Source organism: Pelomicrobium sp. P1, from assembly GCF_052805615.1.
The window spans coordinates 182870-198212 of the sequence record NZ_JBRBEM010000003.1 but is presented as its reverse complement, the minus strand read 5'-3'; the positions used below and the strand labels follow the sequence as shown (position 1 = coordinate 198212).

At 68.4% G+C, this 15343-nt stretch carries 12 protein-coding genes and 1 pseudogene; 11 read left to right on the top strand and 2 right to left on the bottom strand.

All coding sequences use genetic code 11. From position 1 onward, the window contains the following. Positions 1–10 precede the first annotated feature (10 nt). The 10 genes and pseudogenes from ACUVYZ_RS04640 to ACUVYZ_RS04595 all read left to right on the top strand — a co-directional run. Positions 11–850 (top strand): annotated as a pseudogene (locus tag ACUVYZ_RS04640) (type I restriction enzyme subunit R domain-containing protein); the annotation flags it as partial. An 89-nt stretch (positions 851–939) separates the two neighbouring features. Beyond that, the gene (locus ACUVYZ_RS04635; RefSeq protein WP_439933501.1) at positions 940–2397 is read left to right on the top strand and encodes an ATP-binding protein; all 1458 of its coding nucleotides are present in this window, start codon (positions 940–942) and stop codon (positions 2395–2397) included. 44 nt (positions 2398–2441) lie between these two features. Continuing rightward, the gene (locus ACUVYZ_RS04630) at positions 2442–6074 is read left to right on the top strand and encodes a hydantoinase B/oxoprolinase family protein (RefSeq protein WP_439933500.1); all 3633 of its coding nucleotides are present in this window, start codon (positions 2442–2444) and stop codon (positions 6072–6074) included. 177 nt (positions 6075–6251) lie between these two features. Continuing rightward, positions 6252–6770 carry an LPS-assembly lipoprotein LptE gene (locus tag ACUVYZ_RS04625; RefSeq protein ID WP_439933499.1) on the top strand — a complete coding sequence of 173 codons (519 nt, stop codon included), beginning with the start codon at positions 6252–6254 and terminating at the stop codon, positions 6768–6770. Between the two features lie 54 nt (positions 6771–6824). Further along, positions 6825–7874 carry a DNA polymerase III subunit delta gene (holA, locus tag ACUVYZ_RS04620; protein WP_439933498.1) on the top strand — a complete coding sequence of 350 codons (1050 nt, stop codon included), beginning with the start codon at positions 6825–6827 and terminating at the stop codon, positions 7872–7874. Positions 7875–7884: 10 nt separating this feature from the next. After that, positions 7885–9159 (top strand): glutamate-5-semialdehyde dehydrogenase, encoded by a 1275-nt coding sequence (locus tag ACUVYZ_RS04615; RefSeq protein WP_439933497.1) that lies wholly within the window; start codon positions 7885–7887, stop codon positions 9157–9159. A 284-nt stretch (positions 9160–9443) separates the two neighbouring features. After that, positions 9444–11228, top strand: coding sequence for a dihydrolipoyl dehydrogenase (gene lpdA / locus ACUVYZ_RS04610; RefSeq protein ID WP_439933496.1), 1785 nt, complete (start codon positions 9444–9446; stop codon positions 11226–11228). Between the two features lie 36 nt (positions 11229–11264). After that, entirely contained in the window at positions 11265–11621 is a 357-nt protein-coding gene (locus tag ACUVYZ_RS04605) for a DsrE family protein (RefSeq protein WP_439933495.1), read from the top strand. A gap of 78 nt (positions 11622–11699) precedes the next feature. Then, the gene (locus tag ACUVYZ_RS04600; protein ID WP_439933494.1) at positions 11700–12161 is read left to right on the top strand and encodes a GNAT family N-acetyltransferase; all 462 of its coding nucleotides are present in this window, start codon (positions 11700–11702) and stop codon (positions 12159–12161) included. A 163-nt stretch (positions 12162–12324) separates the two neighbouring features. Then, on the top strand, positions 12325–12504 hold the full coding sequence (locus ACUVYZ_RS04595) for a hypothetical protein (protein ID WP_439933493.1): 180 nt from the start codon (positions 12325–12327) through the stop codon (positions 12502–12504). A gap of 20 nt (positions 12505–12524) precedes the next feature. Here the strand turns inward: ACUVYZ_RS04595 and ACUVYZ_RS04590 are convergent, their stop codons facing one another. Together ACUVYZ_RS04590 and ACUVYZ_RS04585 are read right to left on the bottom strand one after the other, a co-directional pair. Beyond that, complete coding sequence (locus ACUVYZ_RS04590; protein ID WP_439933492.1) at positions 12525–13607, bottom strand: glycerophosphodiester phosphodiesterase; 1083 nt, start codon at positions 13605–13607, stop codon at positions 12525–12527. A gap of 64 nt (positions 13608–13671) precedes the next feature. Further along, the gene (locus ACUVYZ_RS04585) at positions 13672–14919 is read right to left on the bottom strand and encodes a D-amino acid dehydrogenase (RefSeq protein WP_439933491.1); all 1248 of its coding nucleotides are present in this window, start codon (positions 14917–14919) and stop codon (positions 13672–13674) included. A 48-nt stretch (positions 14920–14967) separates the two neighbouring features. Between ACUVYZ_RS04585 and ACUVYZ_RS04580 the strand changes: the two genes are divergently transcribed. Continuing rightward, entirely contained in the window at positions 14968–15327 is a 360-nt protein-coding gene (locus ACUVYZ_RS04580; RefSeq protein ID WP_439933622.1) for a diguanylate cyclase domain-containing protein, read from the top strand. Positions 15328–15343: the final 16 nt, after the last annotated feature.

Here is a 15343-nt window from a genome sequence, read left to right as displayed (position 1 = left end):
CCATCCAGCGGCGCACCGCAGCCGGTACGACTTCATCGACGGCTTCGGCGACGCCCCGCCACACGCCTCCTTCATCGGCTTCACCGACACGCCCATCGAGCTCGCCGACGCCAACACCCGCGCCGTCTTCGGCGACTACATCGGCATCTACGACATCCAGCGCGCGGTCGAGGACGGCGCCACAGTCCCGATCTACTACGAAAGCCGGCTGGCCAGGCTAGCACTCGACGAGGCGGAGCGACCGAAGGTCGACCCTGACTTCGAGGAGATCACTGAGGGCGAGGAGGTCGAAGGCAAAGAGATCAAGACGAAATGGGCGCAGCTCGGGGCCATCGTCGGGGCCGAAAAGCGCCTGAAGCTCCTCGCGCAAGACATTGTCGAGCACTTCGAGCGGCGGCTGGAGGCGATGGACGGCAAAGCGATGGTCGTCTGCATGAGTCGGCGCATCTGCGTGGAGCTTTACCGCGAGCTGGTGCGGGTCCGTCCGGAGTGGACCGGCGATGACGACGCCCGAGGCGTCATCAAGGTCGTGATGACCGGCTCGGCATCCGATCCGTCCGATTGGCAGCCCCACATCCGCAACAAGCCGCGGCGCGAGGCGCTCGCCAAGCGCTTTCGTGACCCGAACGATCCGTTCCGGCTCGTGATCGTCCGCGACATGCGGTTGACCGGCTTCGATTGCCCGAGTCTACATGCGATGTAACTGGACAAGCCGACGCGGGGGCACGGGCTGATGCAGGCCATCGTGCGAGTGAACCGTGTGTTTCGCGACAAGCCCGGCGGGTTGGACGTGGACTCCTTGGGACTCGCCTACGAGTTGAAAGGGGCCCTGGCGACCTACACCGAGAGCTGAGGCACACGCCGCACAGAAATTTTCTTAAAACATGATTATAAGTCAAGTACACTTGACTTAAATTAGCAAAATAGGATAATCGGGCTGTGATCACCTCACCCCAGGAGGTCATGGCCGTCCTCCGGCAGTACAACCCATGGTGGTTGGGGCTGCCGGTGCCTGATTTGCCCGCCTGGCGCCGGGCGGTGTTCCGGGAACTCGATTTCTGGCTGCGCACGCCGCCCGCCCATCGGGCGGTGCTGCTTTCCGGCGCGCGCCAGGTGGGTAAGACCACGCTGCTCTTGCAGGCCATCGAAGCGCTGGTCAAGGGCGGTGTGCCGCGGCAAAACATCCTGTACGCCACGTTCGACCACCCGTTGCTGAAGCTCGCGGGGCTCGATGGTGTCTTGAAGCTGTGGCGCGAGTTCGAGCCGGCCGCCGAGGGACCGGAATACCTCTTTCTCGACGAGATCCAGTTCATGCGCGGCTGGCAAACCTGGCTCAAGCACCAGGTGGATTTCGAGAAGCAGCGCCGGATCGTCGTGACCGGCTCGGCGACGCCGCTGGTGGAGGAGGGCCAGGAATCAGGCGTGGGGCGCTGGCACACCCTCAAGCTCGCCACGCTTTCTTTCTACGAATACCTGCAGATCAAGAAGCTGCCGCAGCCGCCGCTGCCGGAGGTGGCCTCGCTCGCTCAGCTCCTCGACTGGACGCCGGCGCAATTCGCACGGGCCGCCGAGCAGGCCCGCCCGCTGATGGCGCATTTTCACGAGTACTTGCTGCGCGGCGGCTTTCCTCAGTGCGCGCTGGTGCCGAGCGTGGATCTGGCGCAGAAGCTTTTGCGCGAAGACATCGTGGACAAGGTGCTCAAGCGCGACATGACGGCCCTGTTCGGCGTGCGGCGGGTGCTAGAGCTGGAGCAGACCTTTCTCTATCTGTGCCTGCACGACGGCGGGCTGCTCGACATGGTGGACCTGGGCAAAAACCTCGAGGTCAAGAAGCCCACGGCGCAGAATTACCTCACGCTCCTGGAATCCACGCACCTGATCCACCGGCTCCCGCCCCACGGCTATGGCAAGGAGATCTTGCGCGCGCGCTACAAAGCGTATCTGGCCGACGCCGCCATCGCGCCGAGCGTTCTGCTCAAGGGCAAGGCGATGCTGGACGATCCTGTCGCGGTGAGCCGCGCAGTAGAGACAGCCTTCTTCAAGCACGTTTTTACGCGCTACTACGCGCTGAGCATCGGCTTTGCCTACTGGCGTAACCGCCGCAACGAAGAGGTGGATATCGTCGCCGACGTCCGAGGGCAGCTCGTGCCGTTCGAAGTGAAATACAGCCGCCAGCACACGGGCCTCGGCGAGCTCAAGGGCATGGCGGCCTTCTGCACGGAAAAGCGGGTGCCCCGGGGCTATGTCATCACGCGGGAGCTTTCCGATTTCAGCGTCCTGGCGCTGCCGGACTCGCCGGCCGGCACCCGGCTGCTCAAGATTCCAGCGGTGCTCGCCTGCTACTGGCTGGGGCAATCGGAACTGCTCGGGGCGCGCAGACAGGAGCTCGAAGAGTGAACCGGTTTGGCCGGAGACTCAAGAGGCTCCTCTGTAACCGATTCATGGATGCAAACCGGGGCAAGTGGCAGTTCTGGATCGACCGCGGCGGCACGTTCACCGACGTGGTGGCGCGCACGCCCGAGGGCGAGCTCCGGACGCTCAAGCTCCTGTCGGAAGCCCCCGGCCGCTACCAGGACGCCGCGGTGGAGGGCATCCGCCGCATGATGGGGCTCGCGCCCGGCGCGCCGATCCCCGCCGAGGAGATCGACGTGGTCAAGATGGGCACCACGGTGGCCACCAATGCGCTCCTTACCCGCACCGGGGAACCCACGCTGCTTCTCATCACCCAGGGCTTTGGGGACCAGTTGCGCATCGGCTACCAGAACCGCCCGCGCCTGTTCGATCTGAACATCGTCCTGCCGCAACCCCTCTACCGTCAGGTGGTCGAGGTGCGCGAGCGCCTGAGCGCCCACGGCGAGGTCATCACGCCCCTCGACGAGGCCGCCGCGCGGGAAGCGCTGGAGGCCGCCTACCGGGAGGGTCTGCGCGCGGTCGCCATCGTGCTCGTGCACGCCTGGCGCTACCCGGACCACGAGCGCCGGCTGGCCGATCTCGCCCGAGCAGTGGGTTTCACCCAGGTCTCCGCCTCCCACGAGGTGAGCCCCCTCATGAAGCTCGTCTCGCGAGGCGACACCACTGTGGTGGACGCGTACCTCTCCCCTGTGCTGCGCCGGTACGTGGATCAGCTGGCCGCGGAGCTGGGCGACGTGCGCCTCATGTTCATGCAGTCGAACGGGGGACTTACGGGGGCGCCCCAGTTTCAGGGACGCAACAGCCTCCTCTCGGGCCCGGCGGGGGGCGTGGTGGGCGCGGTGCGCACGGCCCGCGCAGCAGGGTTCGAGAAAATCATCGGCTTCGACATGGGCGGCACCTCCACCGACGTGTGCCACTATTGCGGCGAGCTGGAGCGGGTGTTCGACACCCAGGTGGCGGGCGTGCGGCTGCGGGCGCCGATGCTCGCCATCCACACCGTGGCCGCCGGCGGGGGTTCCATTCTGCGCTTCCACCAGGGCCGGTTCCAGGTGGGACCGGACTCGGCAGGCGCCTTGCCCGGGCCGGCCTGCTACCGCAACGGGGGACCGCTGACCGTCACCGATGCCAACGTGATGCTGGGACGCATCCAGCCCGAGTATTTTCCCAAGGTGTTCGGCCCCGCGGGCGACGAGCCCCTGGACGCCGAGATCGTGCGGGAGAAGTTTGCCGCGCTCGCGCGCGAGATCGAGCGGGAAACGGGTCTCGCCCGCACGCCGGCGCAGGTGGCCGAAGGCTTCATCGAAGTGGCCGTGGCCAACATGGCCAACGCCATCAAGCATATTTCGGTCGCGCGCGGCTACGACGTGAGCGAGTACGTGCTCAACGGCTTCGGCGGCGCGGCCGGTCAGCACGTGTGCCGCGTGGCCGACGCCTTGGGCATCGACACGGTGCTGCTCCATCCCCTGGCCGGGGTGCTATCGGCCTACGGCATCGGGATCGCCGAGGTGACCGCGATGCGCAGCCACGCCGTGGAGCGCCCCTTGACGGCGGCATCCATGGCCCCGCTCGCGGCTACCCTCGACCAACTGGAGCAGGCCGCGCGCGAGGAGCTCGCCGCCCAAGGCATTGGCCAGGCGTCGATCCGCGTCGCGCGGCGCGCGCATGTGCGCTACGAGGGCACCGACACGGCGCTGCCCGTGGACGAGGGCCCGATCGAGGAGATGGTGCGCCGCTTCGAAGCGCTCCACCGCCAACTCTACGGCTTTCTCATGCCGGAGCGGCCCCTGGTGGTGGAGACGGTGTCGGTGGAAGCGGTGGCGCAAGACGAAATTCCCGCCGCGCCTTGCGCGTGGGCGGCACTCCCCGGCGCCCGCGCCGCACGCGGCGAACCGCCTTCTCCCCTGGCCACGGTGCAGATGGTCGTGGCGGGAAGCGCCCGCGCAACGCCTCTGTACCGGCGGGAGTGTTTCGTCCCCGGCCAGCGCGTCCAGGGACCTGCTTTGATCGTCGAAGCGAACGCCACCACGGTGGTGGAGGCCGGCTGGGCGGCCCGGGTGGGCGACCAAGGCGAGCTCGTCCTCACCCGCGCGACGCCCCGCCCACGGCGCGTCGCCCTCGGCACCCAGGCGGACCCGGTGAAGCTGGAGATCTTCAACCATCTTTTCATGTCCATCGCCGAGCAGATGGGCCTGCGGCTTGCCCATACCGCCCATTCGGTCAACATCAAGGAACGGCTCGACTTCTCCTGCGCCGTGTTCGACGGCGAGGGCAACCTGATCGCCAACGCGCCCCATATCCCGGTGCATCTCGGCTCCATGGGGGAAACGGTGAAGCAGGTGATCCGGGACAACGCCGGGCGCATGCGGCCGGGCGACGCTTTTGCGGCCAACGACCCTTACCACGGCGGAACCCATCTTCCGGATGTCACGGTCATCACGCCGGTGTTCGACCGGGACGGCCGGGAGGTCCTGTTCTACGTGGGCTCCCGGGGCCATCACGCCGACATCGGGGGTTTGACTCCCGGCTCCATGCCGCCGCGCTCGACGCGGGTGGAGGAGGAAGGCGTGTTGATCCGCAATTTCCATCTGGTGGACGGAGGCCGCTTCCGCGAGCTGGAACTGCTCGCGCTGCTTTCCTCGGGCCCCCACCCGTGCCGCAATCCGCAGCAGAACCTGGCCGACCTGCGGGCCCAGGTGGCTGCCAACGAGAAAGGCGCGCAGGAGCTGCGCCGCCTGGTGGACCACTACGGGCTGCCGGTGGTGCGCGCCTACATGGACCACGTGCGGGCCAACGCGGCCCAAGCCGTGCGCCAGGCGATCGGCAAGCTCAAAGCCGGCGCTTTCCAACTGGAAATGGACAACGGCGCCGTGATCCGGGTCCGGGTGACGGTGGACCGGAACGCGGGACGCGCCGTGGTGGACTTCACCGGCACCTCCCCGCAACGATCCGACAACTTCAACGCCCCCCGGGCGGTCACGCTGGCCGCGGTGCTGTACGTGTTCCGCACCCTGGTGCAGGAAAACATCCCGCTCAACAGCGGCTGCTTGGAACCCCTCGAGATCATCATTCCGGAAGGGTCCCTGCTCAATCCCCGCCCCCCGGCCGCCGTGGTGGCGGGCAACGTGGAGACGTCCCAGAACATCGTGGACGCCCTTTACGGCGCCTTAGGGGTGCTCGCCGCCTCTCAGGGCACGATGAACAACTTCACCTTCGGCAACGAACGCTACCAATACTACGAGACCCTCGCCGGCGGTGCCGGGGCGGGCCCCGACTTCGACGGGGCGAGCGCCGTGCACACCCACATGACCAACTCCCGCCTCACCGATCCGGAGGTGCTGGAGTGGCGCTTTCCTGTTCTGGTGGAAGCCTTCTCCGTCCGGCGCGGCAGCGGCGGGCGAGGCCGCCATCGGGGCGGCGACGGCGTCACGCGCCGCATTCGCTTCCTGGAGTCCATGACGGTGGGCATCCTCGCGGGACGCCGGCGGATACGACCCTTCGGACTCTTCGGCGGGGAGCCGGGTGCGCCGGGACGGGCATGGATCGAGCGGCGGGACGGGTCGCGGCAGGATCTGGGGGCTACCGACGAAACGGCGGGGGACGCGGGCGACGTCTTCGTCATCGAAACCCCCGGCGGCGGCGGGTACGGAGTTCCCGAAGGATAAGGGCGCCGTCAACCCGCCGCGGAGTACACAAAGGCGGAGAGAAAAAACTTTTTCTCAACGTAAAGGGCGCCAAGAGCAAACAGAAAGAGCGGTCCTTTTACTTCCTTCCCATTCTGTACACCTTTGGCTTTTGCAAAGCGTTTTTTCTCCGCGCCTCGGCGCTATAATCCCCGCACCATGACGATCCTTGAGACCCGGCGCCGGTGGCTGCGCGGTCTCCTAGCTAGCGCGCCCCTTGCCCTGCTCGCCGCGGGCTGCGGCTTTCGGCTGCGGGGCACCCAGGACCTGGCGTTCAAAACGCTTCACGTCACAGGCGGTGACCCCGTTTTCCTGACCGAGCTTAAGCGGGCGGTCGCCGCCGGCACGGGCGCCCGGCTGGTGGACGACTCCAAGGCGGCCGAAGCGGTGCTGTTCATCGACGGCGTCGCCCGGGACCGCCTGATCCTCTCCCTCTCCGGGGCGGGACGGGTGCGGGAGCTGGAGCTGCGGCTGCGGGTACAGTTCCACATGAACGACGCCAAGGGCCAGCCCTTGATCGCCCCGTCCCAGATTTCCCTTAAGCGGGCCCTGACCTACGATGACACCCAGGTGCTGGCCAAGGAACAGGAGGAGGCGCTGCTCTACCGGGACATGCAGAACGACGCGGTCCAACAGATCCTGCTCCGGCTGGCGGCAGTGAGGCCCAAGGCAGGCTGAAGCACCCGCCGCGGAGGCTCGGACCCGAGCCGACCCGCCCCCGCACAGGGAAAATTGCCCTTTTTCGCCGCCATGCCCGTCATCGACTCCGAAGCCCTGCCGGCCCAGCTCGCCAAGCGCTTCGCGCCCCTGTACGCGATCCACGGGGAGGAGCCGCTACTGGCGCAGGAAGCGGCCGACCGCATCCGCGCCCGGGCCAGGGCCCTGGGGTACACGGAGCGGGCGCTTTTCATCGCCGAAGGCGGTTTCGACTGGGGGAGCCTCTCCGCGGCTGGCGCCAGCCTCTCCCTCTTCGGCAGCCGCAAGCTGATCGAACTGCGCGTACCCACCGGACGGCCGGGCGCCGCCGGGGCCGAGGCCCTCGTCGCCTATTGCGAGGGGCTTCCAGCGGACGCGGCGACCCTGATCGAGCTGCCCAAACTGGAGCGTTCCGCTCTCGGGAGCCGCTGGTTCGAGGCCCTAGGGCGGGCAGGCGTCGTGGTGCACGCGAAACCGGTCCCGCGAGAGCAGCTGCCCCGCTGGATCGCCGCGCGCCTTGCCGCCCAGGGCCAGCAGGCGGACGCCGAGACCCTGGCGTTCATGGCCGAGCGGGTGGAAGGCAACCTCCTCGCCGCGTTCCAGGAAGTGCAAAAGCTCGCGCTCCTGTTCCCGCCGGGACCCCTGCCCGGGGAGGCGGTGCGAGCGGCGGTGGCCAACGTGGCCCGCTATGAGCCGGTCCAGTTGGGGGAAGCCCTCTTCGGCGGCGACGTGGCCCGCTTCGCCCGGGTGCTGGAGGGCCTGCGGGGCGAAGGGGCGGCCCTTCCCCTGGTGCTGTGGCAGATCGCCGAAGACGTGCGCGCCGTGGCCCGCCTCCAGTCGGCCCTCTGGCAGGGCAGAAAACGCGATCAGGCGCTGCGGGAAGCGCGGGTGTGGGGTGCGCGCCAAGCCTGGACGCCGGGCGCCGCCCAGCGCTTCGATCCGGCCCGGCTGGACTGGACCCTGCAGGAGCTCGCCCGGCTCGACCGCATGGCCAAGGGGCTCGCCCCCGGGGACGTGTGGAGCGAGCTGGTGCGGCTCGCCCTGACGCTCGCGGACGCATCGGCGGCGCAGGCCAAAACGGTTTAGAATCTGGGTCATGGATCTCTCTTCGGAACGGGACATCAAGGCGTACATGCAGGCGCTGGGGCGCGCCGCAAGGGAAGCGGCGCGCGCCATGGCTAAGGCCGAGACCGCCGCCAAGAACCGGGCCCTGGAGGCCATGGCGGTCGCCATCGAGCGAGCGCAGGAGCGGCTCCTCGCGGAAAACGCCAAGGACGTGGAGGCGGCCCGGGCCAAGGGCCTGGAGCCCGCCCTGATCGACCGGCTGACTTTGACCGCCAAAGGCGTCGCCGCCATGGCGGACGGCTTGCGCCAGATCGCCCAGCTCCCGGACCCGGTGGGGGAGATCATCGACCTCAAGTATCGTCCCTCGGGGATCCGGGTGGGCCGCATGCGGGTGCCGCTGGGCGTGATCGGCATCATTTATGAAGCCCGGCCCAACGTGACCGCCGACGCGGCGGGGCTGTGCCTGAAGGCTGGAAACGCCGCCATCCTGCGGGGCGGGTCGGAGGCGATCCGCTCCAACCAGGCCATCGCCGCTCTGGTGCACGAGGGGCTGGAAGCGGCGGGGCTGCCCCATGCGGCGGTGCAGGTGGTGGAGGTCACCGATCGGGCCGCAGTGGGCGAGTTGATCACCATGAAGGACTACGTGGACGTCATCGTCCCGCGGGGGGGCAAGGGCCTGATCGAGCGCATCTCGAAGGAAGCGCGCATCCCGGTGATCAAGCACCTGGACGGGGTGTGCCACGTCTACATCGACGAGGGCGCCGACCTGGAAAAGGCGATCCGCATCGCCGACAACGCCAAGACCCAGCGTTACGGCACCTGCAACACCATGGAGACGCTGCTCGTCGCCCGCGCCATCGCGCCTGCGGTGCTGCCCCGGCTCGCCCGCCTCTTCCTGGACAAGGGGGTGGAGCTGCGGGGCTGCGAGGAGAGCCGCCGGCTCGTGCCGCAGATGAAGCCGGCCACCGAGGAGGATTGGTACGCCGAGTACCTGGCGCCGATCCTGGCGGTGCGGGTGGTGGACGGGCTGGACCAGGCCATCGACCACATCGCCCGCTACGGCTCCCAGCACACCGACGCCATCGTGACCGAGGACTACACCCGCGCCCTGCGCTTCTTGCGGGAAGTGGACTCCAGCTCGGTTATGGTGAACGCCTCCACCCGCTTCGCCGACGGCTACGAGTACGGCCTAGGCGCCGAGATCGGCATCTCCACCGACAAGCTCCACGCCCGCGGCCCCGTGGGCCTCGAGGGCCTCACCAGCCTCAAGTTCGTGGTGCTGGGGGACGGGCACGTCCGTACCTGATCCGGGTTTTCGATGAAGGGGCTCCGCTCCTTGATCGCTAGGCACATGAGCGCTGCTCTTCGTGGGTTCAGGCCCAGGAGACGATTTGGAACCGCGGGTTAGCCGTCAAGCGACGGGCCGTCGATCCAGTTCATCGCCGGGACTTGCCAACAGGAGCATTCTTGGCGAATCTCAAAGGCGCGGGCATTCCCGCCACGAGTGGATCCGGTAGCGCAGTATCCCCAGCATGCGCTCCGCAACCGGAGATGCTGTAAGCAACAAGGCCAGCGCGGAGGAGATCAAAAATGGCCCAGCTCGTTGATATACGCGTCCCCGACATCGGCGACTTCAAGGATGTGCCGGTCATCGACGTCCTGGTCAAGCCCGGCGACCGCATCGAAAAAGAGGCGAGCCTGATCACCCTGGAGTCCGACAAGGCCACCATGGACGTGCCCTCGCCCCGGGCGGGCGTGGTGAAAGAGGTGAAGGTGAAGGTGGGCGACAAGGTTTCCGAGGGCTCCCTCATCCTGACCCTGGAAGCGGAGGCGGCAGAGGCAAAGGCGCCGGCGAAGGCGGAAGCGGCCCGCGCGGAGGTCCCCCCGGCCAATGCACCCGAGCGGCCCGCCGCACCGCCCCCCGCTCCCGCGCCGGCGCCGCCGCCCGCGGCGGTCGCGAAGGGCGATCTTCACGCCGAGGTGCTGGTGCTGGGGGCGGGTCCTGGGGGCTACACGGCCGCTTTCCGCGCCGCCGACTTGGGGAAAAAGGTGGTCCTGGTGGAGCGCTATCCCGCCCTGGGCGGGGTGTGCCTCAACGTGGGCTGCATTCCTTCGAAAGCGCTCCTGCACGTGGCCAAGGTCCTGACCGAGGTCCAGGAGTTGGGGCATGCCGGAATCACGTTCGGGCAGCCCCAGATCGAGCTGGCGGGATTGCGCAAGTGGAAGGAAGACGTGGTGGGGCGCCTGACCAAGGGGCTCGCGGGGCTCGCCAAGCAGCGCCAGGTCCAGGTGGTGCAAGGGGTGGCCGAGTTCAGTGGGCCCCACGCCCTGAAAGTCAAGACCGCCGAGGGGGAAAAGACCCTCACCTTCGACTACGCGGTCATCGCCGCCGGCTCCCAAGCGGCCAAGCTCCCCGGGCTGCCCTACGAGGACCCCCGGGTGATGGATTCCACCGACGCCCTGCGGCTCGACGAAATTCCCAAGCGGCTCCTCGTGATCGGCGGGGGCATCATCGGGCTGGAAATGGCCACCGTCTACCACGCCCTGGGCTCGAAAGTGAGCGTGGTGGAGCTCCTGGATGGACTCATCCCCGGGGCCGACCGGGACGTGGTGAAGCCCCTGGAGAAGCGAATCCGGGCCCGGTATGAAGCGATCTATCTCAAGACCAAGGTCGCCCGGCTCGAGGCCCTGAAAGAAGGCCTCAAGGCCACCTTCGAGGGCGAGCAAGCCCCCGCACCCCAGGTCTACGACCGGGTGCTGGTGGCGGTGGGGCGCCGGCCCAACGGGCACGCCATCCAGGCGCAAGCCGCGGGCGTTCGGGTGGACGAGCGCGGCACCATCCCGGTGGACCGGCAGCAGCGCACCAACGTCGCTCACATCTTCGCCATCGGCGACATCGTGGGCGAGCCTATGCTCGCCCACAAGGCGACCCACGAGGGCAAGGTGGCGGCCGAAGTGATCGCGGGGCTCAAAAGCGCCTTCGACGCCCGGGCGATTCCCTCGGTGGCCTACACCGACCCGGAAGTGGCGTGGATGGGAGCGACGGAGCTCGATCTCAAGGCCCAGGGCATCGCCTACGAGCGGGCGGTGTTTCCCTGGGCGGCGAGCGGGCGGGCCCTCGCCGAAGGCGGCGCCGACGGCCTCACCAAGCTGCTCTTCGACCAGCAGAGCCGGCGGCTCCTGGGGGCGGCCATGGTGGGCCCCAACGCCGGGGAGCTCATCGCCGAGACGGTGCTCGCCCTGGAGATGGGCGCCGACGCCGAGGACATCGGCCTCACCATCCACCCCCACCCCACCTTGTCCGAGACCGTGTGCTTCGCGGCCGAGATGGCGGAGGGGACCATCACCGACCTGTACGTGCCGAAGAAAAAATGAAGCGCCTTCTCTTCTGAAGGGTCAAGGAGGATCGCCATGAAATTCCTGATCGCAGTCTCTTCCGGAACCGACGACCCCACCCGCGCCACCTTGGGCATGATGGCGGCCAAAGTGGCCCGCGAGCAGGGCCACGAAGTGACCGTGTGGCTCCAAGGCGAGGCGGTGGTGATCGCCAACCGCCACGTCTACGACAAGATCCAGGGGGTCAACATGCCCGCCATGCAGGTCCTGGTGGAGGCGCTCCTTTCCCAGAACGTGCCCTTTTGGGTGTGCGAGGCGTGCGGCAAGGGTCGAAACGTGACGCCGGACAATTGGGTCGCCACCGCCACCTACAAGACCATGGGCGATTACGTGGCCGCCGCCGCGACGGCGGACCAGGTGCTCTCCTTCTGATCGGCAGCCCGCCGCCCCATGATCGCCGAAGGCCGGGGACAGACGCGGCAAAGGCCCCTTTCTGCCACGATCCGCCCCATGCAGCCCGAGGAGGCTCCCGAGATCTCCCGCTTCATGCTGGCTGCCTTCGACGAGTTCATGGCCAAGGACTTCGACGAGTGGGGCAAGGCGAGTTTTGCCAAGTTCGCCGCCCCCGAAGCGCTCCTCGCCCGCCAGGCCTACGGCTATCTCACCCTGGTGGCGGAGGAGGGCGGGCGCCTCGCCGGCCTGATCCAGGTGCGCTGGCCGTCCCATATCGTCGCCCTCTTTGTGCGGAAGGAATACCAGGGGCGGGGCATCGGCCGGGCCCTGGTGACCGAGGCCGTGCGCCGGATCGAGATGGAGTGCCCCGAGGCGGAGTTCGTCACCGTGGTCTCCTCCCCCCATGCCGTGGGTTTCTACCGGCGCCTCGGGTTCGAAACGGTATACGCCGACGGCACTCGAAGCGCGAAGCACGGGATGCGCCTGCCCCTCACGAGCGTGGCGGATCCGGAGCATTGAGAAGCCCGAGCGCGCCGCCGGGGCTTTCGTGGACCAGGCTCGGCGGCCAGGGAACTTCCCGGGCGAGAGCGGTCACTGTCCCTTATCGAGGGCCGTCCCAACCGCCGCCGGGTGCCGGGCGGCCGTGAGTCCGTAGCGATCCATCAGGAGGAGGCGACTTCCCGTGGCCAAGAACGTAGAGATCAATCTCACCGTGCGGCTGTCCCTCAAGTTGGCGGAGAACGTGGACTGGGACGACGTCATCCACGACCTGGAATTGTCCCTGGCCGTGCCCAAGGACACGGCCGAGATCGTGGATTTCGAGGTGCTGGACGTCCAGCCCCTCGGCGAGGAAGAAGAGTAAAGACCGGCCCGGGGCGTGGGCTAGCGATTTCCCGCGACGAAAGCGTCCCGCGCCCGCACGCCGACATCGGCCTGGTCGGTGAAGAAGCCGTCGACGCCCGTGGCGAGAAACGCCGCGATCTCCCCTTCCCCGTCCCCCAGGGCGTTGGGGTCGTCGGAGGAGCGTAGGCTCGCCGGCAGAAAGCGGTTCTCGGCGCGGAAGGTGTAGGGGTGCACCTCGAGCCCCACGGCGTGGGCGTTCTTCACGAAATCGCTGGCGTTGGCCGGGTCGAGCCGGCCCTCGGCGTCGGGGGCGAGGATGAAATGATATTTCTCCGGCCCCACCCCGTCGGCGTAAGTCGCGATGTCCGCTAAACCCTGGGGCGTCGCCATCTGGTCGTAGGTGAGCGTCCCGCCCTCCGCTTCCACGTCGTAGGGTTTGCCTTCCCGCCCCAGGAGCTGCACCAGCGGGATCCCGGTCATGCGGTCGAGCTTCTTGAGGTTCCCCACCTCGAAGGACTGGATGAACACCCGCTCTGGAGCCTCCTCGTAGCCGTTGCGGCACAGCATCTCCACCAGGGGCTCTTCCATGGGGAGCCCCAACCGCTGGAAGTAGGTGGGATGCTTGGTCTCCGGATAGAGGCCGATTCTGCGGCCCAGGGCGCGTTCGTGGGCCTTCACCAGGTCGATGATCTCCTGCAGGGTGGGCACCTGGAACTGGCGGTCGAACCGGGCGTTGGCCGGCCGCACGTCGGGGATGCGCTCGATGGCGCGAAGCTGCTTGATCTCCGCCAGGGTGAAGTCCTCGCTGAACCAGCCGGTGACCCCGACGCCGTCCACCACCTTGGTGGTCCGGCGGTCGGCGAATTCGGGCCGGCGCGCCACGTCGGTGGTGAGATCCAGCACGTTGCCGTGCCGCGCGATCAAATGCCCGTCCCGGGTCATGACCAAGTCGGGCTCGATGCAGTCGGCGCCCTGGAGGATGGCCACGGAATAGGCAGCCAGGGTGTGCTCGGGAAGATAACCGCTCGCGCCCCGGTGGGCGATGACGATGGGTTTTTCCCCGCCGTGACGGTTGGGGGCGCAGGGCGGACGGGCTTCGGCGCTCATGGCGTCGATCAGCATAAGCGCCGCCGTCGCCAGGGTAAACAAGCGTGCGCCGAATCCGCCTGGGGATGCCTTGGCCCGATCAGCCCCACCACGGAAATTCGATCGGCGGGTTGCGACCGTCCACCCGATCGGCGAGCACCCGCGCCGAGCCGCAGGCCAGAGTCCAACCCAGGGTGCCGTGCCCGGTGTTCAGGTAAAGATTCTCATAGCGGCGGGAGCGCCCGATCACCGGCACGTTGCCGGGCGTGGCGGGCCGTAAGCCCGTCCAGCATTCGGCGGCGGCCCGATCGCCGGCCCGGGGAAAGAGCTCGAACATCCGGTCCAGGATCAGGGCGCAGCGGCGCGGGTCGAGGGAAAGATCGTAGCCCGCAAGCTCCGCCATCCCCGCCACCCGCAGCCGGTCGCCCAGGCGCGAAAAGACGAGCTTTCGCGCTTCGTCGGTCAGGCTCACCACGGGCGCCCCCTCGCCCGCCGGCACCGTGACCGAGTAGCCCTTCACCGGATAGATGGGCAGGCGCTCGCCCAGGGGCGCGAGGAGCCGCGGGCTATAGCTTCCGAGGCAGACCACGTGGGCGTCGGCGCCCAGGACTTCGCTCCCGCCGCCCGCCGCCACGCGCACGCCCGTCACGCGGCCGCCGCCGGTCTGCAGGCCCTCGATTCGCGTCCCGTAGCGGAAAGCGACCCCGCGCTGGGCCGCCAAAGCGGCCAGCGCTTCGGTGAACTTGCGCGCGTCGCCCGATTCGTCGTCCGGACAGTACAAGCCCCCGTGGATGGGGGCACGGCTCGCCGCGAGGGCGGGCTCCAGGCCCACGCACTCGGCGGCGGACTTGAGCTCTAGGCGCAAGCCCAGGGCGGTCAGCGCCGGAAGCTTCCGCCGCGCCGCCTCGTAGTCTTCCGGCTCGGTGAAGACGTGCAGGATGCCCCGGGCGAGCTGGTCGTACTCGATCCCCGTCCGTGCGCGCAGCTCCCGTAGGCTCGCGCCGCTCAAGCGGGCGAGGGCCGCGATGGCGGCGGCGTTTCTCCGGGTGCGGGCGGGCAGGCATTCCAACAGAAAGCGCGCGCCCCAGGCCCACTGGGCCGCTTCCCACCGCGGGCGGAACTTGAGCGGCGCGTCCTCGCGCCAAAGCCAGCGCAGCAGCTTGGCCGGCGCCTCGGGATTGGCCCAGGGCTCGGCGTGACTCACGGACACCTGGCCGCCGTTGGCGAAGCTCGTCTCCAGCGCCGGGCCGGGTTGACGCTCGACCACCGTGACGCGATGGCCGGCCTCCGCCAGATACCAGGCGCTGGTGACGCCGATCACGCCGGCGCCGAGAACGATGATTTCCATTCCGCTGAGGGGTGCGAAAGCCGCAAATGATGGGGCGGCGACTGCCCGCTGGCAAGGGTAACCCTCCCACCGGCGAGAGGCGCACCGGGCGGGCGATCTTGCCGGGCCAAAACAAAGCGTTGCGTCGGCGCCGCCGGCCTCGCCGACCTAGCGCGGGCCGACGACGCGGCTCCCGTCGGGGAAAAAATCCTCGAGGCCCTCTCGGCGCCGATCTGCACCGCCGGCCACGAGCTCGGCATTTCGTGCAGCATCGGCATCAGCGTCTACCCCGAGGACGGGAAGGACTTCGCCACCCTCACGACCAACGCCGACATGGCCATGTATCACGCCAAGAAGAAAGGGGGCAGCTTCCACTTTTACATGCCGGAGATGCGCGTCCCGGCGCTCGACGGCCCGGCGCACCCTTGACACGGGCCCGCGGGGA

Excerpts from the sequence above, each read along its gene's own strand:
- ACUVYZ_RS04605 (WP_439933495.1), top strand. The coding sequence starts at position 11,265 with ATGAAATTCCTGATCGCAGTCTCTTCCGGAACCGACGACCCCACCCGC.
- ACUVYZ_RS04615 (WP_439933497.1), top strand. The coding sequence starts at position 7,885 with ATGGATCTCTCTTCGGAACGGGACATCAAGGCGTACATGCAGGCGCTG.
- ACUVYZ_RS04625 (WP_439933499.1), top strand. The coding sequence starts at position 6,252 with ATGACGATCCTTGAGACCCGGCGCCGGTGGCTGCGCGGTCTCCTAGCT.
- ACUVYZ_RS04630 (WP_439933500.1), top strand. The coding sequence starts at position 2,442 with ATGGATGCAAACCGGGGCAAGTGGCAGTTCTGGATCGACCGCGGCGGC.
- lpdA (WP_439933496.1), top strand. The coding sequence starts at position 9,444 with ATGGCCCAGCTCGTTGATATACGCGTCCCCGACATCGGCGACTTCAAG.
- ACUVYZ_RS04590 (WP_439933492.1), bottom strand. The coding sequence starts at position 13,607 with ATGCTGATCGACGCCATGAGCGCCGAAGCCCGTCCGCCCTGCGCCCCC.
- ACUVYZ_RS04585 (WP_439933491.1), bottom strand. The coding sequence starts at position 14,919 with ATGGAAATCATCGTTCTCGGCGCCGGCGTGATCGGCGTCACCAGCGCC.
- ACUVYZ_RS04600 (WP_439933494.1), top strand. The coding sequence starts at position 11,700 with ATGCAGCCCGAGGAGGCTCCCGAGATCTCCCGCTTCATGCTGGCTGCC.